Raw genomic sequence first — 23,166 nt, 5'->3', positions numbered from 1 at the left:
CTTTAGCTCTTTGCGCTGTGACTGGAACGACGTTCATTCCAAGATAGGATTGTGTAGATAATGCCAGCAAGAAAAATAGCATCGATAGCTGCAATTCCCGATGGCGAGGAAATCACACTTTCAGTGCTTAAAACGGCGAAAATCGCACTCAACAGCCAAGCAATAAATCCTTTAGGTGCAAAAGTGCGATTATCGCTAAGTGATTCGATGTTATAGGCGTGAGGACGGATAAACAGATAATCGCTGATGATGATCCCGGCAACCGGAACAAAAATAATCGACAGATAAAAAATAAAGGTTATGAAGTTGTCGAGCAGATTTAATAAGGCCACAAAAACACCCACTAAACCTAAAGAAATGGTCACTAAAGTCGCGTTTAATTTTGGGAAGGTAGCGGTTGTGCTCAGCACAGCGCTGTATAGATTTAAGGAATTGAGTACCCAACTACCAGCAATAACAATGATAGACGCACTAATACCTAGGCCAAGATCAATCATGATATCTAAAATGTCGGTTTTACCTGATGCTGCCCCTGCAAGGCCCGCAGCGCCCATGACTAAAAGTTGTACAACAACATAAGCGATAAACGCGATGTAGATAGCACTGGACCAGTGTTTAACAAAACGTGTGATGTCTGGCAAAATGATCGCGCCAATAATGATCGCGCCTACTACCGCTGAAATGCCCTGACCAAGGGACAGAGTTGCGACTTTTTCAGTCGCCATTATTTGTGAAAATGAATTTTCGCTGAGGGCAGAATAAGCCAATATAAACGTTACCCCCGCGAGTATGGGTACCATTATTGTTGCCAGCCAATTAATCGCTTTAAAACCGATAACCGTAGTGAGTGTCATACAAAAACTGGCAATAATGGCCAAGGTTAAGGGGGCTATACTGACGTCAAAAACATCTAGGGCTAGGCGCGAAACCGCATCACCAAACAAGTTTATATTGACCCCAAACCAGCCAAGTAATGAAATAGCAAAGGCGATATTAACTATGCTCGCGCCTTTGTCGCCAAAAGCTATTCGCACTAGCAAATAGGAACTCATGCGAGTTTTTGCACCTATCACCCCCATCACGCCACCGATAGCAAAAATAATAAGTGAACCAATGATCAAGGCCAAAAGAGCCTGTATGGGTTCGAGGGCCTGATGCACTTCAAGACCCGTAATAAATGTGGGTAATGAAAAAGCCACCATAGCCCCAACGGCTGCTACTCTTGGCCAAGGTACTAATTGGGCGTCGGTGATCTTTACTGCAGAAAACTCATTTAGTTCCTGTTTCATAGACCTAACTCAACAAACAGCAGCCTGCTAATTAACAGGCTATTGAGCAATGAGGACCGATACCGGCCCAACCAATTAAAAGTCATAATTAAATTGAACACCAAAGCTAGAGCCGATATTCGGGAAACGCCCAAGAGAAACCACGCTATTACCTAGCAGTATTAAATCTTCAATTTGACGTTCATCTGTTAGGTTGTCTGCAAAGGCAGTTACCGACCATGCTTCGGCCTCGATGGTTGCTCTTAGATTAATAATGCTTTGTTTGGAAGATTGAATATCGGCAATATCAAAGCTGAATATTCTAGGGCCTGTGTGGTTCAAATCGGCGCGAAGGATTAAATTTAATTCTGATGACATGGCATATTCATATTCTGCAACCAAATTGAGGTTGTAATCAGCAACGTGAGGTAACGAATAGCCAATTAAATCAGGGCGTTCAGAAAATGCTTGAATGTCTGAGTCAATTATCCCGCCATTCGCCATCAGAGTTAAATTGTCACTTGCCTGAACAGAAAGCTCAAACTCAATACCTTGAGTGCTGACATCATCGACAGATATGTTTTCTAAGGTAAAGGTATCGCCATTAAAGCGGGTAACCTGGGCATTTTCCTGATCAATTCTAAACAAGGCAAAATTAAATGTCCCGCTGTCATCTAACAAGCTAGTTTTGAAGCCTAATTCAAAGCTATCAGATATTTCTTTATCAAAGGTGCGGCTAATATTAGGGTGAGGTTCGTTAAAACCTCCACTACGGAAACCACGTGAATAACCACCATAGACAAGTGTGTTTGGATTCATTTGATAGGCGACTGAAAATTTGGGCTGTAGTTCAGAAAATGTTTTTTGCTCAAAAGTATCTTCAACAAAGCGTGAGTCAAAAGATTCTCTATCGTCGGTATCATAACGAAGTGCCGCAGTTACTTCGATTTGCTCGGTAAAATCATAGTTTAGTTGTGTTGATAAAGCCCATGCACTGCTGCTGTTTTCATCCAATATACTAAAGACAATTAAGCTCTCATCAAAGTCAGATCGATTCATCGGCTGATTGCCAACCAAGTCGTCATAGTTGTGGTATTCGCTGTCGCGCGAGCGTTCTTGTGCAAAGGCTGCTACTGCCCAGCGCAGTCGTGTATCGTCGTCAGACTTTAAGCGGACTTCGAAGGTACTTGATTCCACCTTTAAAATGTTTTCCTGCGCGCCAGCGAAATAGAAACCGTCAAAGTCACTTTCTTTGTTGGAATAATCGGCATCAGAAAAACCGCTTTGATCTGATTCGCTATATCCTGCAACTAACTCAAGGGTAGAGGTTTCAAAATCGTGTGAGAATCGTGCGCTAAATTCACTAAGATCGCGAGTGTCGAGACCAGGCACGTTATGTTCAACTTGTAGTGAAAAATCTTCAACGGTATCAAAATCGACAGCTTGGTAATATCCAATACCTGATTCTGTATTGGTCAAACGTGCATTTAAATCCAAGATGGATTCATCTGAAATATCAATGCTCAGTTTGCCAAAAACCGAATTTTCTTCATGAAAATCAACAGTTTGATTTAAAAATGTATTATCAAGTTGTCCATCATAATCACGTTTGTAGGCCCCAACTCTAAAGTAGGCTTGGTCTTCAACCAAAGCGCCAGACGCGACACCAGATAAACGCAAATCGCTACCACTGGCAAAAGACGTGCTGACGCGAGCTTCAAAGTCGTTAGTAGGTCTGCGAGTGGTAATATTAACCGCTCCACCAATCGCACCACGTCCATAAAGCGCACCCTGAGCACCGCGCAGTATTTCGATCCTTTCAATATCGAATAACTGTTGATTCATAAACTCCAAATCAGAGGCGGTAATACCATCAACTACAAAGGCTAATGGCGCATCACCTACCTGAGGCGTAATCAAACCACGAATTTGAATGCGAGATAATCCCGGGCGAAAATTGTCTAATTGGCTTAAATTGGGAGTCAGATCAGCCACATCACGAAAACTCTTAATGCCTGCACGCTCAATTTGCTCGGCATTAAACGAGGTGATAGACTCTGGTATCTCTTGAATACTCTCAGAACGTCCACGAGCGGTGACGACTATTTTTTCAAAGGATTTATCGAGTGATTCTTGTGCGGCAACAAGCTGTGAATTAGCAACAAACAGTAAAGTGCTTGGCACAATCAAGGCTGTCGTGATGTTATTTAGAAGCATAGACATTGTGTTGATTCCCATATTTATATGTTGAATTTGCAATTTTAGTTTTAGTTCGTTGCTGTAGTATATTACTAACGAATAAAAACATTCTGTTGAAGATACATCTTGAAAACGGATATTCTTTACTTCCGAACTGCCCTCACAAAAGAATCGTTTTTTAACTTAAATGGCCATTAAATGAGCATTAAAAAAAATATCAAACTTGATCAGATCAATAAGAAAATAATTTCGATAGTGCATACGCAGGCAGATATCTCCAATCAAGAACTAAGCGAGCGAGTGGGTTTATCAAACAGTGCCTGTTTTCAGCGTACTAAAGCGCTCAAAGAGGCAGGCTATTTTGTTGGTTTTAATACCGATCTTGATTTAAATAGAATTGTAAAAAATGTCTTGGCTTATGTTGAATTTACTCTTGAAGCCAATAATCCAGTGGCAAGAAAAACCTTTGAGGATGCCATAAAAGCCATCCCAGAGTTTATGGATTGCTTACGTATTACCGGTGATATTGATTATATTTGTTTTACTTGTTGCTCTGACACACAAGCCCTGAATGAACTTTGTGACACTGTAAATGGAAATCCTAAATTGGGCATACAAAAACTTAAAACGCGCATCATATTAGAACGTTCTAAGTGGTATCTGGGTTATCCGCTACAGAAACTGGAATGGCTGGAGTGAGGGCAAATGGAAGATTTTGATTAAGTCGAGCTAAGTAAAATGCTGGTTTCGCTGTTAAGTACCCCAGAGATCATTCTTACTACCCTCAAAACTTGATCAAACTCACTCAGGCTTAATGTTTGTATCTCTGCAATGAGATCCCACGCACCATTAGTAGTGTGCAGTTTAAACAACTCAGGAATACCTCGTAATTTTTCAATAATTTGCGAAGTGGATTTACCCACTACCTCAATCATCATGATTGCCCTTATTGCGCCTTCCTCCACATTTTCATGGGCGCGAATGGTAAAGCCCAAAATTGCTCCGCTTGAAAGCAGCCGATCTAGTCTATTTTGAATGGTGTCTCGGGAGACATGTAAAATCTCAGACAGTTTTGAAATTGATGCCCTGCCGTCTTTGCGCAATATGCTAACCAACTCCCTGTCTAATTCGTCGTATAGATAGGGGCTTTTGTTTGTTTGGTCCTAGAAGTCAATTCTGTCATTTTGCTATCTCGCTATGTCAATATGATAAATAATAGTACAAATATTACAATATACTGACATTTTAACTAGCAGGCTAAGGTTGTAAACTTTTTCCATCGTCAAACTTAAGTCTAGCCTTGCGAGTTCTTACTAATAAATAGTTGTAATAATTTGAAATCCCCTTAAATCTGGGGTCAGGGTCTGAGGTATCCCCACGAAATAAACAGGTAAGTAATTTTAAAATAATTTGGAACATTCATGGTACTTGGTGATCAGTTCAATCGCCAAACATCACTAAAGACCAATACCATGAATGAAGTTGTTATTTTGAAGAAGTTCCTTTCAGCTGTCACGCCTAAAATGCATAAAGTTAGACGAGCAGCATTAGCGAGCAGCGTTAGCAGTTTGCTAAACGGGGCTAAAGCCAGTGTAACCGGCATGGTACGTGGAATTTCATCTTCAGCATATGAAAAGCATCGCATCAAACAAGCTGACCGCTTATTGTCTAACAAACATATTCTCAATGAAACACTCTCTATTTATCGCACCATATATAAGCAGTTTGCAAGCGCTTCGTTACGCCCCATTATTCTGATTGATTGGTCTGATTTGGATACGCACAAAGGCTGCTTTTTGCTACGAGCATCCGTCGCTTTTAAGGGCCGAGGGTCGCTATATATCAAGAAGTCCATGATATGAGTACGAAAGAAAAACGCTGCACACATAAGGCATTTCTGGCTAAATTGAACAGTATTATAGATGAGAATGCTCAACCCATTATTGTCACCGATGCTGGCTATAAAACAACCTGATTTAAATATATTATCGCATTGGGGTGGGATTTTGCAGGAAGAGTCCGCAAACCTATGATGTATGTTAATCAGAAAGATGATTGGGAGCATACTTCTGAGTTGTATAAGCGAGCTACCAGTCAACCCATAGGGTTCGCTAGCCATATTTGTCGCAACCAACCTTTAGCATGTACCTTGGTGCTATTTAAAGGCAAAAACAAAGGACGGCATAGCTTAACGCGACATAACATTCCTAGGCAATCTAAGTGTTCAAAGGTCCATGCAAGAGGCGCTACAAACCCCTGGTTAATTGCAACGTCACTTCCTCGGAGCAAGTCTTTAGGTAAAAAGATAGTGGCTATTTATCGACTGCGTATGCAAATTGAAGAAGAGTTTAGGGATATCAAAAGTAGCTTATTCGGACTGGGTTTTGAACATCATAAAAGCCGAAGCGTACAACGTATTGCAATACTTATTCTCATCGCCACACTCGCCAGCATTCTGGCTAACATTATAGGTTTAGCTATATTAATGGCTGGTTTACACCGTCGTTATCAAGCGAATACAGTTAAAACAAGGCGAGTATTATCGTTTCATTATTTGGGCTTACGAGGCTTCGTAGATAAGCGTTTCACGCTGCTCTGTGAGCAATATGAAGCAGCAGTATTAAATCTCAGAACTATTATTGCAGACAACTTTAATGGTTGAATATTCGTGGGGATCCCTCAGGGTCAGTGTAAACTTAAAATATATACCCTGACGATCTGTAAGGGCTGTCACGTTTAATTCTTAATGTCCGCTTATGGCCGAAGCTAGGCGTAAGTTGATGGTCAAGTTTGTGCCAATTGCCGTCAGTCGTGGTTCACACACTGAACTAACGCTTCGGGCAGGGATGGAACTGTACTATCGATAAAATTTAGAAACTTGAATTTTATACCTATTATTTCGTATTTTATGTATGTTACATATATGCCATACAACAAATTAAGCTCCTATGTATAAGGATATATTTTGAACTTCAATGCCAACACTTTAATCGTTTTAGCAAGCGCCTCTATATATAGCCTAAGCGCTTTGGGTAATAGTGACCAGATAATCACTGAAAACCAATTGATTAGCGAAGGTTTACAGCCCACAGTTCGAATAATTGGCAAGCCTTCTAAGGTTAGTAGCCTAAAAGAAAGGATGGAATATTATAAAGTACCTGCTGTTTCTATCGCATTTTTAAAAGATAATAAGATTAGTTGGACACATACTGTAGGCGTAATTGATCAAATTAATAATCGTCCCATTGATGCCAATACTGTCTTTCAAGCGGCAAGTATATCCAAACCTGTATTTGCCAGCGTATTAATGAAGTATCGCCAAGATAATAATTTGAATTTAGAGGTTGATGTAAACCGTTTACTTAAAAGTTGGCAGGTACCTGCTCATCAATGGTCACATAAAAGCGATGTCACATTACGTCGATTACTCAGCCATTCTGCTGGCACCACAATACATGGTTTTGCTGGCTATGCAGAAGGTACTGACGTTCCGTCCATTATTTCATTACTCAAAGGTGTCACCCCTGCTAATTCTGCCCCCGTTATTGTCGATATAGAGCCTGGAACCCAGTTCAGATATTCAGGTGGTGGGACTATTTTGGCGCAATTGGTTTTGCAAGATCAATCTAAAACACTTCTACCAGAATTAGCAAAAGCGACACTTTTTGACCCTTTGTTGATGGGGCATAGTGTTTATAGCCAACCATTAGAAGGCAGTTTGAAAAATAATGCGGCAGTAGCACACAATACCAATGGTGTTCCTATTGCAGGTGGCGCACATACTTATGCCGCCTTAGCTGCTGCGGGTTTATGGACGACGCCATCTGATTTATTGCGTTTAGTGTCAAAAATACAGTTAGCAGGTTTGGGTAAAGACGAGTCTTTTTTCACTAAAAAAACTGTTGAAGAAATACTCTCACCACAAATAGAGCCAATGGGGATAGGTTTCTTTTTAGGTGGCAAGGAAAAAGTAACCTCCTTTAGTCACGGTGGCTCTAACGAAGGCTATAAAGCGCAATTATTTGCACACACTCAGACGGGTGACGGTATTGCGATTATGACTAATAGCGACAATGGATCTGCTTTGATTAGTGAGATTTTGAATAGAATCAGTGAAATTTATCACTGGGATGAATTTAAGCCGACCGAAAAAACAATAACTAGGTTAGACCCTAAGCTTTTCAATTCGATTTTAGGTAGATACAAAATCACCGAGCCATTTGAAAGCACCTTTGTTATTGCGGAAAAGGGAGGGAACTTTATTGTTAACAATGAAGAGTTTATTGTGGACGAATTATTCTTTCCAGAAAGTAGCCAAAAGCTATTTTCAATGACAGACATGACTTTAGAACTGCACCAAAATAAGTTAGGGGAAGTTAATCAAATTTCTTTCTGGGGTGGGATTGTTGCTACTAAGGTTGACGAGTAAATATTCGGCAACTCATTTTTTGAGACGGTCGGCAGCTCTTAATTGTAAGACTGTTCCACGCTCATTTTTGCCGTTCAACCAGATAAGTCGTTTAGTCCGCTTTGGGCGTTCACCAGTCCTTTCACTATACATTAGAGACCGTCTCTTTATCGATCATGGGCGGTAGTGTGCAATAAATGCTGTTGAACTCAAATAGAAAGCAAGAAACACCATTAATTTTCGCAACTTGGACCACGTTACGTATTATGCAATGGGGTTTCATATCTTGGTTCACATAATCCCACTCAATCCCATCATTTATCTTAACTTTCCTATAGAGTTTTCTTAAACTAGATCATCAACTGGGCAAAGGTGTGCTTCTAAAATCCCAGTTTCACCCCAAGAATAAGCCATTTTTGCGGTTAAGAACTTTTGTAGCGAGCGGGCTTTCTTGGTTACTTCTTTTGGCTGTTGAAAAGAAGTAACTGGTTTGAAGGGATTCAAGACAAAACCATCAGGATGATGGCGCGGAGCGTGCTTTTAGTCTTATATATAGAGTTAAAGCATACGCTTCGCTTACTGCCTTCCCGCGCGACGTCCGCGTGGCAGGTTTCTCTCAGAATCCCTTCTGTGCGACCTACTTTTTTGCTACAGCCAAAAAAAAGTAATCAAAAAAGTACTGCTCGCAAATCGCAGAGCTATGTTCTTCATCCAATTATTTACGAAATTTAGCAGGTCGTCACAATGTGCTCCTGCCACTCTACGACTCAATTTACATCCATGTAAATTGACCTAGTAAATAAAATTCTGTTTACTGCACTCTAATAATAAACAATCATCTTCACAGACCGCTTGATAATGTACTGGCTTATCTTTCAACATAGATACATATCCAAAGAACGCGCCTTCTGCCAAGGTTCTAATAAGATTATTTTCGGTGTTATATAAAGCGATCGCTCCCGACCTGGTCATATAAAGTTTGTTATTAGAAGAGCCTATGGTGAGAATTTTTGCTCCTTTTTTACGATAGCTTAATGATAATATAGCTGCACACTGACTATGTGTATTGTGTGATAAAGCGCTTAAGGGCTGATATATCTTCAGATAATCAAGTAATTCTGTGAGTTCTGTATTAACCATAATGGCGTAACCCTTGTTGTTATTGAATTTATACTAGTGACTAATTCAATTTCAAACATTGATCGTAATCATAAAACGAACCTGGCTGTTAATTCATCGTTAAGTAATCAACGTTTAAACACCTAGCTACAATTGACGAGTTATTATTGGGTGTTGGTCCCAAATTGCTCGGATGATAGAGCCGCAAACTAACGCTTCACTAGCAAGATTGTGAGTGGGGTGTTAGAAGTTAAATCATCAACATTAAAAGAAGTGGTCAAGATGCAAGATTTTAACCTTATCCCCCGAGTAAGCATTACACATACACCTACATTGCTAGAACGGTTACCAAGATTATCTAATGAATTAGGATGCAATCTGTTTGTAAAACGGGATGATTGCACGGGTCTAGCTGGAGGTGGGAATAAAGCGCGTAAACTTGAATATTTGATAGCAGATGCCCAACAGCAAGGAGCCGATATATTACTCACTGTTGGTGGCTTTCAGTCAAATCATGCAAGACAGACTGCAGCAGCGGCCGCTAAATTTGGGTTTGATTGTGAATTGGTCTTAGAAGATGTCACTGGCACGCCAAAAACGGATTATTACAACAATGGCAATATGTTACTCGATAGTTTATTTGGCGCTAAAATCCATAGATTAAGCCTAGGTGAAGACTGTAATGACTACGCTGAAGCTTTAATCAATACATTAAAAAGTGAGGGGCGAAAACCTTATTTTATTCCAATGGGTGGCTCGAATGTGATTGGCAGTTTAGGTTACGTACGCTGTGCGAATGAAATTTTGCAGCAGATAGTCTCTGAAAATATTCAGATAGATCAAATTGTGTTAGCGACTGGCAGTGCGGGTACACAAGCTGGTTTATTAGCTGGGCTTATTGCTGCAAAAGTAGATATACCGGTACTTGGCATTACGGTGAGTCGTGCAACTGAAGATCAGCAGCAGTTAGTCTATGCATTACTTAGAGAAATATTAACGCAACTTGGTATCAATTCCAACGAAGCTGAAGGGAGAGTCGTCACCAATGGAAGTTACTACGGCCAAGGATACGGTATAACAACACCATCAATGATCGCCGCGGTTAAGCGCTGCGCACAACTTGAAGGACTCTTGTTAGACCCTGTTTATACGGGAAAAGCGATGGCAGGTTTTATGGATTTATGTGCCAAAGGTGTGATTGAACAGAATAGCCATCAGCTATTTTTACACACTGGAGGCAGTCAAGGACTCTTTGCATACCGCGTAAACGTTTTTAACTTATTGATAATTATTTGTTTAGCCAATTAGTGGTTCATGTTCGCTATTTGATATTGAGATCACAATGGATGAGACATTAACTTTAAATGATTGATCCAGACTCTCATTTCATTGCGTGAAAATAGCCTTGAATGTCCGCCAACTCTGGCGTTAAGAACCGCTAAATGGAAATTACCGTCAATCAGTATTCTACATAAATTGAAGTTTGAAGTACTCAAGGTGAGTTTGGTGATTTTCATCACAATCTGGCGATAAAACGTAATAACTCGTGTTATATATATTTCACAGAACAACGGTTTCTTTAACTTATTGATTTTATTGTAGATATTGTTGGCTTCATATTTGCTGTACCTACGTAAAGTGTAAAACTCATAACAATGTCATTAGGAGAATCAAATGAACGAAAAAACGAAAGCAACACTGACTAATCTGGATACTTGGAAGCGAGGTTTATTTATGGTTGTTTTTTCCATAATTTCGGGAGCAGCAAAATTAATCGTAACCTTGGTGGCTGTTTTTCAATTTGTCACACTTCTGTTTAAAGGCCAGACGAATCAAGTCGTGATTCCTCTCGGTCAGAATCTGAGTACTTACCTGTATCAAATTACCTTGTTTCTAACCTTTAAAACCGACGCAATGCCATTTCCTTTTGTGCCTTTTCCAGATGGAACACCGAGTTCTGATTTAGATGAGGGTGACAATGAGGATAATAAAGAAAATGTCGCCACTACTGAGGCCACCACAAAAGATGATGAAGGAATTGTTGATGTGGCTGATGCGGAGTTTAAGAATGAGATTGAAACGGAAAAAGGTACAAAGAATGATCCATCTAACAGTTAGGCGATACTAAACGACCTGGGTTCCCCTAATTACAGTTAAGGTTTATTCAGCATTTATCCTGCATATGGACAGAAATTTTAGCTTAAATAATATGCCTGGATGTATTGGGGATAATCTTGCTGGTGAAGCCGTTATTTGACTTACCAGACGGGATAACTTTGTTGTGCTTAAAGTTCAATAATCCTAGTATGCCTTTAGCAACGATACGGCTAAAGGCATACCGCTAGGCAAGAACAATAAGAGTCAGCTGGATGCGATCGATGTCCAAGGCAGAAACGGAAAATTCATTCAGGCGTTTGCATTACTCGTCAATATTATTTCTATTTCTAGATAACGGATATTACCAGCCTATCGCCGCCGAACGAGGATAGGCATTATTCAGACAAAGGGTAATCTCGATCAAAGTATGACTTGGCTTCGTGAAATTAATCAAACCGACAATACAACCTTTTTAATATCAACACATGACAATAAAGTAGCGGCTAATTGTGATGCAATTGTACGAATTGAAAATGGCAGAATAGCACTCGCATGCATTCAACAATGATTTACCATGCAGAATTTTAATATTCGAGAATATGGGCATGAGTGCCCCAATAACTCTGTAATTTGATTGGTAATTAGGTGTTTATAGCGTGTCACTATTAGTCTTTATTAAGCTTCATCTCTATATTACTAATAATATTTGAACTTTTTATAACAAAACCACAACTGGCTAGCCATTTAACGGCCATTTGAGACTTAGTAAATACTTGCCGTTCATAAAACTCATCAATATATGGGATCAGTCTTTCTAAATGCATTTCTTTGGTCGCATTTGTTGTGTAAACATGAGAATCCTTGATACAGCCATTAATTCGAAACCATCCACAATGCTCTTCTACATGTTTGGCTATTTCTGGAACCCCTAATTCCCAGTCTTCAAATATAGATAGAATAGCCTACTCTTTACCTATAAATGGAGTGGCTTGAGTTCGAAAATCTTTGATATAAGCTATAATGGCTTCTTCATTCCATCCATCAGAAAAACACTGCACAACAACGTGACCACATACTTCAATTTTCCAATCACCGTGAACTTTAAACATAATGGTTACCCTTTAAGCTGAGTAATTGATGCTTATAGGTATTGATTTCTGTTTCAGTCATTATCCAATACTCATTGCCTTTTTTTATGTTTGTACATAGCCGCATCAGCTTTTTGAATCATTTCTTCTGATGTTTTTTTAGTATCATGCTGAAAATTTTCGAAACCCACGCTATATTCAATTTTGTAAGGCTTATTCATGGTTGCATTTGCTTCTGCAACAGCGGCGGCAAATCTAGCTAAAATCTCATCAGCGTTGTGGTTATCAAAATCGGTTAGCATAGCAACAAATTCATCTCCGCCGAGCCGACCGACAACGTCGCAATCCCGAAATGTATCAAGCATTATTTGAGCAAATTTGGTTAATACAAAATCACCTTCATGGTGCCCAAAATCATCGTTTATATTATTAAATTTATTTAGAACAAACAGTAAAAACGACATCGATAATTGCTTTCGTCGGCACATTTTTAAGCTATGTTCGACAAGTGTTAAAAAGCCGCGCCTATTAGAAATCATGGTCAGCTCGTCTAGTGTGGCTAGCTGTATCGATGCAATTTCTTGCTCGATCATAGCGCCTAGATCTTTTAGAAATTGTTGGTCTTCATCATCCATAACTCGTGGTATTTTATCCATAAGACACAACGTTCCTATGTTTAATCCATTCCTAATTTTCAACGGACAGCCTGCATAGAAGCGAATGTTAGGCTCAGAAGTGACTAGTGGATTATCAAAAAATCGTTCATCTTCACTAGCGTTTGGAATGATAAATAACCCACTTTGATTGATGGCATGGGCACAGAAGGAGATATCTCTTGGGGTTTCAGTCGCTTCAATACCTTGCTTAGACTTAAACCATTGCCGATCTTTGTCAATCAGGCTAACGAGCGAAATAGATACACCAAAAATTCGTTTAGCCATACGAGTCACACGATCAAATCGTTCATCATTAGAAGAATCAAGAATTTTTAATGTTCTTAATGCATGTAATCGTTTTGTTTCATTCTCTGGAATTTTGGGTTTTATCATTGAACTTACAACATGCTTAGCTATATTTATTAATAATTACTATAGATCAAAAATATTAAATGAATTGTCGATCTTTATTGATATTAAGAACCAAATACAATTAGTAAAAACACCTAGTTTAATTTTGGAACGACCAAAATCTCAAATTTTTGCTATATCTGCTATAAATGTAACAACAGGTAAATTACCTCAATCTTTATTTTGATAAATAGGTATTGTTGGGAGTTGAGATTGTTGAACTTTGTATATTATTTCATACTTTTATCCGATAGGCGGGATAACTTTTCTACATGGAGTAAAGCCTAGTTCTAATTCAGGAATCTTAACAGTTGTTTGTTAATTTTGTTCGGTACTGCAACATGTTTTTGCATTAACTTAGTTGTTACTAATGCTTGGAAACGCAATGCCACCTTACGAAATTAAAGGGCTTACCTAGCTTAACACCTGTACTCAGGTTAATCCTTGTTAGTTTGAAGGCAAACAATATCTTACGATTAATGTAGCAGTAACCATTTCGACCAGATTTTTGAAAGCTGCACACATTCATCTGAAAGGCTTAGATGGAGTGAAATAACATCATAGGTATTCTCACAAACCTGTTGCATACCTAACTTGATTATTTTGACCTCGAGATGACATAGTGATCTGTATTTCATCGGCGTTTGATACTATGCATGCTTGCATAGTATCAAACAGCAAAAGTAAGCCGCTGTGAAGGCTAAATTAACTCTACACGTTGTTGTTACAATAAATGCATAAATTCCGTCTTAATGATGAACGAGTAAAATTTTCTGGTAGGATACGACAAATTTTTTAACGTTTAGATTTATGTCGTTAGTATCACTAAAAAACTGTCATGCTCTGTTTGCTGAACATTTCCATTTAAATATCGATTCCTTAATAATAAAACCATTGCAACACACTGTTGTACTGGGTCCAAACGGGACGGGTAAATCTGCACTAGCGGCGATGATAGCTGGTCATGGAGAGTTATTAAATGGGCAGCGACAAGTCGCTTCTAATGTTGCTTGGGTATCGGTTGAGCAACAGCAAATTTTAATAGAATCAGAGAAGCAAAAAGATTGTGCTGATATTTTAGATATCATTCCCATAGCCACCACAGTTGAAGAAATACTACTGGAAGGTTTGCGCTCTGATGATATTGAGAAAACATTATTGACACGAGTAATCAGTGTTTTTGCGCTTAAAGACATGTTACAGCGAGCATTTCGTGCTTTGTCTACTGGAGAAACCCGTAAACTACTTTTGGCAAAGGCAATATTGAGTCAACCTGAATTATTGATCCTTGACGAACCATGGGATGGATTAGACCAACAAGCCTGCGCTGACTTTGATGCGTTACTATTGGAAATATCTACTCAGACTACTTTCATATTTGTGCTCAATCGTTTTAGCGAAGTACCGAGCTTTTGTCAGCAGTTAGTTCTGATGAAGTCAGGAAGTATTCAGTGGCAGACACCCGTTAATAATGATTTGGCTGAACAACTCACCCATATTAGTCAGCTGTGTCATATGCAGCAGCCAGACCTAGTATTGCCAGAAAAAGATAGCGATAGCTTTGCACCCCATCCTTTAAATGTTGATGCGCCATTGGTGAAGTTAACCAATGCGAAGGTGAACTACGCTGAGAATACTGTTTTTAGTCATTTGAATTGGATCATTCAACCCCAGCAACATTGGCAGGTCACCGGTCCAAATGGCTCTGGTAAAACGTGCTTATTGAATTTGATCACCGGCGATCATCCGCAGTGTTATGTAAACGATATTTACGTGTTTGGTTATCAACGAGGCAGTGGTGAAAGCATTTGGCAAATCAAACAGTATATAGGATATTTGTCTAACGCTTTTCATTTAGATTATCGAGTGAATTGTTCATTGTTACATGTAGTGTTATCGGGCTTTTTCGACAGTATTGGTTTGTATCAGCAAGCTACCAAAAATCAAATAACATTAGCTCAACAATGGTTAGTGCTTATGGGACTAGACAAACAAACTGCTACACCATTTCAGGAGTTGTCCTTTGGTGATCAACGTTTAGCATTGATTGCCCGTGCAATGGTTAAACATCCCGCTTTGTTAATTTTAGATGAAGCCAGTAATGGTTTAGACGATATAAATCGTCTAAAAGTATTGGCTTTAATTGATTTACTCGCAAGAGAAGGGCGTACTACATTGCTATACGTGAATCATCATCAAGAGGATGTGATCCCGAGTATTAAACATCATTTGTTGATGACGGATTTTAACGTTTGATAGTATGTCATGTTACTTAACGTCACTTGTTTTAATTGTGTGCTTGAATACAGTTTAAATGTCTTGCTAATCTGCTTTTGATTGACAACAATCATAAGCTAAAATTTATTTGTCTTATTATAATCGATGTCATCCAATATTTTACGTAAATACTTTCCCTTTTTTCAAATCCTCGCTCACAAGACTGGGTATATCTGGATAGCGCTGCTACTAGTCAAAAGTTGCAGTCGGTTATCGATGTGACTCAACATTACTATCAAGAGCGCACGGTCAATGTGCATCGGTCTAGTCATCAGTTGGCGGCGAGTGTCACCGAACAATTTGAACAATCCCGTAAGCATATCCAACACTTTATTGGCGCAAAGAGTCACAAAGAAATTGTGTGGACTAAAGGGGCGACGGAAAGTATTAACCTTATAGCCAGTGGGTTGTCTAAAAGTGTCTTTAAAGCAGGTGACAGTATTCTAATATCAGCCCTAGAGCATCACGCTAATATCGTGCCTTGGCAGCAAATAGCACAAGAATTAAATCTAAAACTTCAAGTCATGCCTGTGGACAATCATGGTGTGTTAAAGCTTAAAGAATCATTGCAATTGATTAATTCTAGTACCGTTTTGGTTGCTTTAGGCCATGTATCTAACGCTCTGGGCAACATCAATCCCATTGAAGTTATTATTGCAAAAGCCAAAGAATTCGGGGCCCTAACGCTCATAGACGGTACGCAAGCTGTCAGTCATTTAGCGGTGGATGTGCAACGGTTGGATTGCGATTTCTATGTGTTTAGCGGGCATAAAATGTTTGGTCCTACTGGCATCGGGGTTTTATATGGCAAGTATGCTTTGCTGGAGCAATTACCACCCTATCAACTTGGCGGTGAGATGATTCAAAAAGTCAGTTTCGAACACACTACTTTTCAACCCCCACCATTAAAGTTTGAAGCAGGCACACCTAATATTGCTGGGGTGTTAGGTATCAGTGTTGCTAGTGAGTTTATTCAACAGCATAGAACTACGCTGTTAGGACTTGAGCACAACTTGTATCAACAGTTACTCGATACGTTGTCAATTATCCCACAAGTTAGGTTATGGGGTGACATTGTCAATAGTATTTGTGTGCAGTCTTTTACCGTGCAAGGCGTCAGTCATTACGATTTAGCGGTGCTGTTAGATAAACGCAATATTGCCGTTAGGGTAGGGCATCACTGCGCCATGCCTTTGATGGAGGCGCTGGGTATCGATGGTACCATTCGAGTGTCTATGGCGGCTTACAATACCAGTGCTGATATTCACGCCTTTGGTGCTGCACTTACCGAATGTATTAGTTTGTTAACTGAGCCTGCCAATCATTTGGCGATTGTTGACTCATCGGTCGAACATAAACCAACAAAGCTTGCGCCGATTGCAGAGTCTATTAAACAGGCCAAAAGCTGGGATCAAAGCTACAGACAGCTGATGTTAGCAGGTAAAGGGTTAGTTCGATTGCAAGACCAATATAAAACAGATGCTTCAGCAGTGTCTGGGTGTGAAAGCCAAGTATGGATTAGGTGTTTTATAGAAGAAGGCGCATTAGTATTGGAGGGTGATTCGCCAAGCAAAATTGTTCGTGGTTTGTTAGCCATAGTGTTCGAAGCTTTGTCAGGCAAAACAGCCAACCAAGTATTAGATTTTAACTTAGCTGATTATTTAAAAACATTACGTTTAGGTCAACATCTCAGTCAATCTAGAGGTAATGGATTATCTGCTGTAGTAGATAAAATTACTGAATACTGTCAATTTCAATCGTCAGATAGAGAGGTCTAGATGTCAACAAACAATAAGGAAGACCAGACGCGCTCTCCCATTAGAAAAGTATTAGATGTGTGCGGGATTATTATATTGATATCTGTTTTAGGGTATTACGGGAATAGAACGATTCAGAGTTATCTTGGGCAACAAGCCATAGATCAAACTGGTTTAGAGATCCGTAGCTTAGTTCAAGCGTTAGAGGTAGCCAAAAGCTCCAATAAATTAGTCTTAGTAGATATGTCAGCTATTTGGTGCCCATCCTGTCGTAAACTAGACCAACAAGTGTTCTCTGATGAACAAGTCAAAACACAGCTTGATCAAGAGTTTGTTTATGCTCGAATAGAGTACGAGTCACCAGAAGGTAAAACTTTTATGCAAAACTACCAAGTCACTGGTTTTCCGACGTTGTTGATACTCAATGCCAGTGGTGAAAAATTAGTCCAGTTACCAATCAATTATGAGCCCTTAGCCTTTTTAAAAACACTTGAGCAAGTGCTTGAGACGATCCACCATTTTAAAGCTATTAATCCTTAACCCGAACTATTAACACTGTCTAACGACTGGGGAATGCTTGTGAATATCCACAAATTATTATCTTTGATTTTACTCTCTTCATTTTTATTTTGTAGCCACGTTGCTGCCAGTACCAAACCTATCCAGGTAAAAGTATTTATTGCTACTATGTTTGAAATCGGCGCGAATTCAGGCGATAAAGCCGGTGAATTTCAGCTCTGGTATGAACGTTATTTTAGCAATAGTCACCCTTTTGATGTGAAAGGTGCACTCAAGCCTGTTTATTGTAATAACGATGGTATATGTGGCGGTGTGTTAGGGATGGGCAAGGTGGCGTCATCTGCTTCAATGCAAGCGATTTTACTAAACGAAAAATTTGATTTTTCGAGCAGTTATTTCATTCTAAGTGGAGTGGGGGGCACACCACCATCAAAAGGCACCATAGGTGATGTGACATGGGGCAGTTGGCTAATTGATTATGACTTAGGTCATCGTTGGGCACCAGAAGAAGGTAAGGCAGGGGAACCGACTTTTATGCCTCGTACAGGATACGAAAGTATTCGCCGTTATCAACTTAACCCCTTATTGGTTTCATGGAGCATGGCCTTAACTAAAGATATAACACTAAAAGACTCACCGGGCGCAAAAGCCTATCGAAAACGTTACCCCCAGAATGCAGCAGGGCAATTACCTAAAGTACAAAAGGGAACGCATATGACAGGTGATACGTTTTTTCATGGACCGGGGTTGTCAAAACAAGCGCAATATATATCTGAGTTATATGAGGCAGATGATTATATCGCAACTGAAATGGAAGCCGCGGCGATAACACAGGTCATTAGCCGAATTTACGGTACCCAAAGAATTTTAAGTTTGCGAGGTTCCGTCAATTTTGATCAAGGTAACCCAAACGAAACTACTCTAGAACACCTTGACCCCGCACCCGGAGAAACAGCTGGTGGTTTTGCCGAAACAGTTGAAAATATTGTATTAGTAGGAAGTATCGTGACAGACCATATTCTTAAAAATTGGGTTGTTTGGAAAGAAAGCGTACCCACTAATCCATAACATATTTACATCAGGTATTTTACTTAATTAACTCAATAATTAGCATCACTTAAATGGAAGCTCAATTGAAGACTGGCTGAAATAAGTCTAGAAGTTTAGATACCAAGGATGAAGGTGCAGCGACATGTTAATAATCATAAAAAATTACTGTAATCATTTGATTTTAAAGTTTTCTTAGTTTGATGAAAAACAAATTGGGGAAATAATTCTGCGGTACTGTTTGTTAAATTAAGTAATCTTAATCATAACTAAAATTAGATTTGAAATGTCTGATATCTGGAAGTAGGAGGTTAATGTTATTTCAAATACATCTTAGTAAGTCTGTATTTGAAGTGTGTAGCTAAACTCTTAAATGACCGTTTTGCCGGCCCTTCCGCTATTAGGATATCAACCATTAATATCAAAAGCCTATAATAAACATATCAACTAAATGGCTGTTTATAATAACTGCCATCAGTCACTTTTAATTTATCCTACGACCGCAATCCACTCTCGGCACTAAGCCCGATTTGATATCACTTAGGATTTTAAATCGGGCAACTAAATTATAGATAAATACAATTCAACGGTTTTTAGCTTCAATCCATTGAGCCATGTATTGGGTGCTCTTAAGTTGGTGATGTTGCAACATTTGCCCAATAAAGTTGTTTGAACGATGATTGTTTAAGTTGTGTTGAATATCTACAATACGTGCCAGTAACGTTGTTTGGATTTCTTCTTTATTAAAATTGGTTTTAATAATCTGGTAACCATGTTGTTGTTTTTGCTGCCATAAGGCTTCGTTTTGATAGAGTTGCACCGCATGTTTAGCAAAATCTGAGGCACTGTTTTCTTGGTTATCGAACTGAGTTAGATCTGTTGTTAATCCAGACCAGTCAAGCCCCATATTCATGCCTTCACTCCCAATGTTGGTGGTAACATTTGGAGTGCCACAAAACATCGCTTCAGCTAACTTGCCTTTTATACCCGCACCAAAACGTAACGGGGCTAAACAGACTCTGGCTTGCTGCATGACCTGTTTGGCATCCTCTGCCCAGCCTTTAACTAAAAAACCTTGTTTGGGATTGTGTAATTGTGTGGCTTTTGGTGGCGGGTATGCACCGTAAATATGTAACTCGGCTTGAGGTAATTGTTTGCGTATCAAGGGCCAAATGGTTTGTTTTAAAAAAAGCACCGCGTCCCAATTAGGCTCGTGGCGAAAGTTACCAATGCTGATGAAGTGTTGTCTGTCTAAGAAACTGTTTGCTGATGGTGTAACGTTTTGCAAATCCAGCATAAAGGGACAGTGTAGTAAAATATGTTCGGGCACGGAGTAATGGTTTTTGAGTAATTCAAATTCATAGTCTGAAATGATCAAACTTAAGTCACAGCGAAAAATAGCTGCAATTTCACGTTTAGCCACATCACTACTCAAATCTGCTGGAGTTAATGGTCTATTTTGTTTTAATGCTTGATGCCTTGCATGTCGAAGTGAATGTAAATCTTCGGTATCGAGTATGCGCAATGCATCAGGGCAATGTTTGGCTACCCGCCATCCAAACTGTTCTTCAAGCATAAAGCGATCGAATAGCACTATGCTGGGGTTGAGTTCATTAACGAAATCATCAAAACTACTGCAATTAATTGTTACTGCTTGTTCGTCGATACCCAGCTCTGTTAAATCTACTTTATGTTCGCCTTGCAAGGCAGGGCTAGCAAAAGTGACTTGCCAACCTTGCTGCACAAACAACGTTAGTAAACTCAACATATGTCTACCAGCAGCCGATGAATTGGGCTCTGGCCATACGTAACCCAGTACCAGTAACTTTTTACTATTCTCAATGCTCATAGGTTAAAACTCATTGTTTCGCTAACTTGACACAGTTTCTGCCGCCTTTTTTGGCCGCATACAGGGCGATGTCAGCTTGTTTCATAATACTGGCAAAGTCTGGATGTTGTTTGGTCCGATGAGCAACACCAAAACTGGTTGTGACTTTTACTATTTTTTCTTTGGCGGGTGTTATTCTTGATAACGTCTTCTTAGGTCTAGGAGGGCGCGGTTTAGCTCTAAGGGCAATGTCGTAATCAGCAATACTTAGGCGAACCATTTCGACAAAAGGCATCACTTCTGCTGATGTTTTTCTTGGGAAAACGATTATAAATTCTTCGCCACCAAAACGAAACGTTTTACCACCGCCAGTTATCTTGTGTAATTTACTGGCCACTAGTTTTAATACTTCATCGCCAACATCATGGCCGTAGGTGTCGTTAAACTTTTTAAAATGGTCGATATCAGACATCACCACAGTATATTTACGCCCAAGGGTTTGCACATATTGCATCAATGCGCGTCTAGAGGGGATATCGGTTAGTTCATCTTTAAAAGCCATAGTAAAGCTGTCTTTGAGTACTGAGTAACAGAACAAGCTCGCTAAACTGACTATGGTGAGCAGCCCAAATTTGGGATCACTATCAATATGTATGAAAGCACTTAACCCCAAGGCAAAATATAAAGCGTTATGGGTGTTATCGGTTTTTAGAAATAACCTAACCAAGCCTAGTAATAAAGCTCCGACTAGCAATGCCATATTAAAAGTTGTTATGACGCTAAGTATTTCCGGTGACAGTTGAAATAGTAGGCTGTCTATAGGGGTTAACCAGGGTTGACTGGCGACTTGTAAAGCTGGAACAGCTAACCAACTCAACACAAATAAAAGTAATAAAATAGCTAAACTGAAACACAAGTTTAGAGTGGAAAATCCTTTATCTCTGCTATACAGCAAAAATACAAAGCTAAACAAGATCCCGCTGTATCTCGCTTCTAATAATTCTGGTGTTAGTGTTATTTCTTTATTAGCGGCAACAAGAAAAAGTAGTAAACAGGCATAAACCAGTCTGCTTCGACCAAACTGCCAAGCAATAATCGCCGCAATAGCCAAACTGACATAACTCATCCACCAAAGGTTAATTAGCCAGTTTTTAAACAACTCAGTATTGAAAAAATAAACGCTAAATAAAGCACTAAAAAAAAGTAACGGGGGGAAGAACAACCAACAAAAATAAGTCAATCGAGACAACAGGGGCGACAATTTAGTAGTCAATGACAACACTCACTTCGATTAAAAATGTATAAACACACACCGCTATTGTAAGTGAATTTACACAGCGGCAAAAGGTCAACAGGCCTAACGGTTTGTGATAATCTATTAAATACTTATCACTAAGTGCAGTGCATCAATGACAGATTTCTTCCCGTGGGAGCAACATACAATCTTTGGCGCGGGACTCATTGGTTGCTATCTAGGCGGCGCAATCAGTGTTCAGGGATTTCAAACAACATTAATTTGCCGGGTAACCACAAAGTCCAAACTCACGTTAGGTTTTAAGCTCACTGATTATCAAGACCATCAAGCTGTATTACCAAAAATTGATGTACAGGATGATAAACAACTATCTTCACCTGATTCAACAGTCAAAAAAGCACGGTTTTTATGGCTAACAGTTAAATGTATTGGGATTAAACAAGCTATCTTAGATATTGCCCCGTTAGTCGATATACAAACCATTATTCTATGTTGCCAGAATGGATTGGGTTCAGAAGCTGCTGTCAAACAAGCCTATCCTGACAATATGGTACTCAGAGTAATGATACCTTTTAATGTAGTTGAAATATCGCCGGGGCATTATCATCGTGGCTCAGAAGGTAAGCTGACCATTGAACAGACACCCCAGTCACAAATCGGGATCAGTACCTTGGTCATGGCATTACAGTCAGAATTGTTACCCATCAGCAGCACCACAAATATGGATGCACTGCTATGGGCAAAATTACAATTGAATTTGGGCAACAGTGTTAATGCATTAGCAGACATTCCAGTTAAAGCCATGTTAGAGCAGCGGGGTTATCGCAAAGTCATCGCTTTGCTAATGGGTGAGTGTTTGCAAGTAGCTGATGCGTTAGATATTAAACTGCCCAAAGTGACCGTCATTTCTGCTCACAAAATACCTATGGTATTACGGTTACCTAATTTTATTTTCACTCTTGTGGCTAACAAAATGTTGGAAATTGACCCTAACGTCCTTTCATCCATGTGCTGGGATGTGTCACAAGGTAAACCAACAGAAATCGAGCATATAAACGGTGCAATTCTAAAACATGCTAAAAGCTTAAATATTGCCTGTCCTGCTAATGAAAAAATCAGTGATTTAATAAGACAGCTAAGTGACATCAAAAGCTTAACACAAGAGCAAAAACCGCCCATCTCGGCAGAAGTACTTTTAAACTGGGTATCAGGAAAATGAAATATGTGGTCTGGATTG

The 23,166-nt window shown here is 39.5% G+C and carries 18 protein-coding genes and 1 pseudogene; 11 read left to right on the top strand and 8 right to left on the bottom strand.

From position 1 onward, the window contains the following. Window positions 1-2 precede the first annotated feature (2 nt). Entirely contained in the window at window positions 3-1,289 is a 1,287-nt protein-coding gene (locus C427_RS12865) for a purine-cytosine permease family protein (RefSeq protein WP_007636996.1), read from the bottom strand. A gap of 75 nt (window positions 1,290-1,364) precedes the next feature. Beyond that, window positions 1,365-3,491 (bottom strand): TonB-dependent receptor, encoded by a 2,127-nt coding sequence (locus C427_RS12860; protein WP_007636994.1) that lies wholly within the window; start codon window positions 3,489-3,491, stop codon window positions 1,365-1,367. A gap of 174 nt (window positions 3,492-3,665) precedes the next feature. Between C427_RS12860 and C427_RS12855 the strand changes: the two genes are divergently transcribed. Next, entirely contained in the window at window positions 3,666-4,166 is a 501-nt protein-coding gene (locus tag C427_RS12855; RefSeq protein WP_007636993.1) for an Lrp/AsnC family transcriptional regulator, read from the top strand. A 20-nt stretch (window positions 4,167-4,186) separates the two neighbouring features. Here C427_RS12855 and C427_RS12850 read toward each other — a convergent pair. Then, a pseudogene (locus C427_RS12850) lies at window positions 4,187-4,612 on the bottom strand (Lrp/AsnC family transcriptional regulator); the annotation flags it as partial. Between the two features lie 276 nt (window positions 4,613-4,888). Here C427_RS12850 and C427_RS27555 point away from each other — a divergent pair. From C427_RS27555 to C427_RS12835, 3 genes are all read left to right on the top strand, one after another. Next, entirely contained in the window at window positions 4,889-5,329 is a 441-nt protein-coding gene (locus C427_RS27555; RefSeq protein ID WP_015430923.1) for a hypothetical protein, read from the top strand. 167 nt (window positions 5,330-5,496) lie between these two features. Further along, the gene (locus C427_RS27550) at window positions 5,497-6,129 is read left to right on the top strand and encodes a transposase (RefSeq protein WP_015430921.1); all 633 of its coding nucleotides are present in this window, start codon (window positions 5,497-5,499) and stop codon (window positions 6,127-6,129) included. 303 nt (window positions 6,130-6,432) lie between these two features. Continuing rightward, complete coding sequence (locus tag C427_RS12835) at window positions 6,433-7,896, top strand: serine hydrolase domain-containing protein (RefSeq protein ID WP_007639993.1); 1,464 nt, start codon at window positions 6,433-6,435, stop codon at window positions 7,894-7,896. Between the two features lie 771 nt (window positions 7,897-8,667). Here C427_RS12835 and C427_RS12830 read toward each other — a convergent pair. Further along, a complete protein-coding gene (locus tag C427_RS12830; protein ID WP_007639998.1) occupies window positions 8,668-9,015 on the bottom strand; it encodes a cyclic nucleotide-binding domain-containing protein in 348 nt (115 codons plus the stop codon). A 210-nt stretch (window positions 9,016-9,225) separates the two neighbouring features. On the opposite strand from C427_RS12830, the gene C427_RS12825 reads away from it, so the two are divergent. After that, window positions 9,226-10,302 (top strand): D-cysteine desulfhydrase family protein, encoded by a 1,077-nt coding sequence (locus C427_RS12825; RefSeq protein WP_015430919.1) that lies wholly within the window; start codon window positions 9,226-9,228, stop codon window positions 10,300-10,302. Between the two features lie 366 nt (window positions 10,303-10,668). Continuing rightward, complete coding sequence (locus C427_RS12820) at window positions 10,669-11,112, top strand: DUF4389 domain-containing protein (protein ID WP_007640001.1); 444 nt, start codon at window positions 10,669-10,671, stop codon at window positions 11,110-11,112. Window positions 11,113-12,053: 941 nt separating this feature from the next. Here C427_RS12820 and C427_RS26405 read toward each other — a convergent pair. Further along, window positions 12,054-12,200, bottom strand: coding sequence for a hypothetical protein (locus C427_RS26405; RefSeq protein WP_007640010.1), 147 nt, complete (start codon window positions 12,198-12,200; stop codon window positions 12,054-12,056). A 71-nt stretch (window positions 12,201-12,271) separates the two neighbouring features. Continuing rightward, window positions 12,272-13,228, bottom strand: a complete 957-nt coding sequence (locus C427_RS12815) for a sensor domain-containing diguanylate cyclase (RefSeq protein WP_007640012.1) — start codon at window positions 13,226-13,228, stop codon at window positions 12,272-12,274. An 828-nt stretch (window positions 13,229-14,056) separates the two neighbouring features. On the opposite strand from C427_RS12815, the gene modF reads away from it, so the two are divergent. The 4 genes from modF (at window position 14,057) to C427_RS12790 (ending at window position 18,867) form a co-directional block, all read left to right on the top strand. Then, a complete protein-coding gene (gene modF / locus C427_RS12805; protein WP_007640015.1) occupies window positions 14,057-15,502 on the top strand; it encodes a molybdate ABC transporter ATP-binding protein ModF in 1,446 nt (481 codons plus the stop codon). 221 nt (window positions 15,503-15,723) lie between these two features. Further along, window positions 15,724-17,301 carry an aminotransferase class V-fold PLP-dependent enzyme gene (locus C427_RS12800; protein ID WP_015430918.1) on the top strand — a complete coding sequence of 526 codons (1,578 nt, stop codon included), beginning with the start codon at window positions 15,724-15,726 and terminating at the stop codon, window positions 17,299-17,301. Beyond that, window positions 17,302-17,820: a thioredoxin family protein gene (locus C427_RS12795; RefSeq protein WP_226991202.1), complete on the top strand. Its 519-nt coding sequence runs from the start codon at window positions 17,302-17,304 to the stop codon at window positions 17,818-17,820. It abuts the gene before it with no gap. Between the two features lie 39 nt (window positions 17,821-17,859). Further along, window positions 17,860-18,867: a purine-nucleoside phosphorylase gene (locus C427_RS12790; RefSeq protein WP_007640021.1), complete on the top strand. Its 1,008-nt coding sequence runs from the start codon at window positions 17,860-17,862 to the stop codon at window positions 18,865-18,867. Between the two features lie 562 nt (window positions 18,868-19,429). Here the strand turns inward: C427_RS12790 and C427_RS12785 are convergent. Both C427_RS12785 and C427_RS12780 read right to left on the bottom strand, forming a co-directional pair. Continuing rightward, on the bottom strand, window positions 19,430-20,695 hold the full coding sequence (locus C427_RS12785) for a glycosyltransferase (RefSeq protein ID WP_007640023.1): 1,266 nt from the start codon (window positions 20,693-20,695) through the stop codon (window positions 19,430-19,432). Window positions 20,696-20,705: 10 nt separating this feature from the next. After that, window positions 20,706-21,953, bottom strand: coding sequence for a GGDEF domain-containing protein (locus C427_RS12780; protein WP_007640024.1), 1,248 nt, complete (start codon window positions 21,951-21,953; stop codon window positions 20,706-20,708). A gap of 130 nt (window positions 21,954-22,083) precedes the next feature. Here C427_RS12780 and C427_RS12775 point away from each other — a divergent pair, with 130 nt between their 5' ends. After that, the gene (locus C427_RS12775) at window positions 22,084-23,148 is read left to right on the top strand and encodes a 2-dehydropantoate 2-reductase (RefSeq protein ID WP_007640026.1); all 1,065 of its coding nucleotides are present in this window, start codon (window positions 22,084-22,086) and stop codon (window positions 23,146-23,148) included. Window positions 23,149-23,166: the final 18 nt, after the last annotated feature.

The sequence above is a fragment of the Paraglaciecola psychrophila 170 genome (genome assembly GCF_000347635.1).
In the GTDB taxonomy this organism is placed as follows: domain Bacteria; phylum Pseudomonadota; class Gammaproteobacteria; order Enterobacterales; family Alteromonadaceae; genus Paraglaciecola; species Paraglaciecola psychrophila.
This window is presented reverse-complemented; position numbering and strand designations above follow the sequence as displayed.

What these genes read in the sequence shown, in the direction of transcription:
- C427_RS12795 (WP_226991202.1), top strand. Translation starts at nt 17,302, where the DNA reads ATGTCAACAAACAATAAGGAAGACCAGACGCGCTCTCCCATTAGAAAA.
- C427_RS26405 (WP_007640010.1), bottom strand. Translation starts at nt 12,200, where the DNA reads ATGTTTAAAGTTCACGGTGATTGGAAAATTGAAGTATGTGGTCACGTT.
- C427_RS12820 (WP_007640001.1), top strand. Translation starts at nt 10,669, where the DNA reads ATGAACGAAAAAACGAAAGCAACACTGACTAATCTGGATACTTGGAAG.
- modF (WP_007640015.1), top strand. Translation starts at nt 14,057, where the DNA reads ATGTCGTTAGTATCACTAAAAAACTGTCATGCTCTGTTTGCTGAACAT.
- C427_RS12775 (WP_007640026.1), top strand. Translation starts at nt 22,084, where the DNA reads ATGACAGATTTCTTCCCGTGGGAGCAACATACAATCTTTGGCGCGGGA.
- C427_RS12815 (WP_007640012.1), bottom strand. Translation starts at nt 13,228, where the DNA reads ATGATAAAACCCAAAATTCCAGAGAATGAAACAAAACGATTACATGCA.
- C427_RS27550 (WP_015430921.1), top strand. Translation starts at nt 5,497, where the DNA reads ATGATGTATGTTAATCAGAAAGATGATTGGGAGCATACTTCTGAGTTG.
- C427_RS12855 (WP_007636993.1), top strand. Translation starts at nt 3,666, where the DNA reads ATGAGCATTAAAAAAAATATCAAACTTGATCAGATCAATAAGAAAATA.
- C427_RS27555 (WP_015430923.1), top strand. Translation starts at nt 4,889, where the DNA reads ATGGTACTTGGTGATCAGTTCAATCGCCAAACATCACTAAAGACCAAT.
- C427_RS12865 (WP_007636996.1), bottom strand. Translation starts at nt 1,289, where the DNA reads ATGAAACAGGAACTAAATGAGTTTTCTGCAGTAAAGATCACCGACGCC.
- C427_RS12830 (WP_007639998.1), bottom strand. Translation starts at nt 9,015, where the DNA reads ATGGTTAATACAGAACTCACAGAATTACTTGATTATCTGAAGATATAT.
- C427_RS12860 (WP_007636994.1), bottom strand. Translation starts at nt 3,491, where the DNA reads ATGTCTATGCTTCTAAATAACATCACGACAGCCTTGATTGTGCCAAGC.
- C427_RS12785 (WP_007640023.1), bottom strand. Translation starts at nt 20,695, where the DNA reads ATGAGCATTGAGAATAGTAAAAAGTTACTGGTACTGGGTTACGTATGG.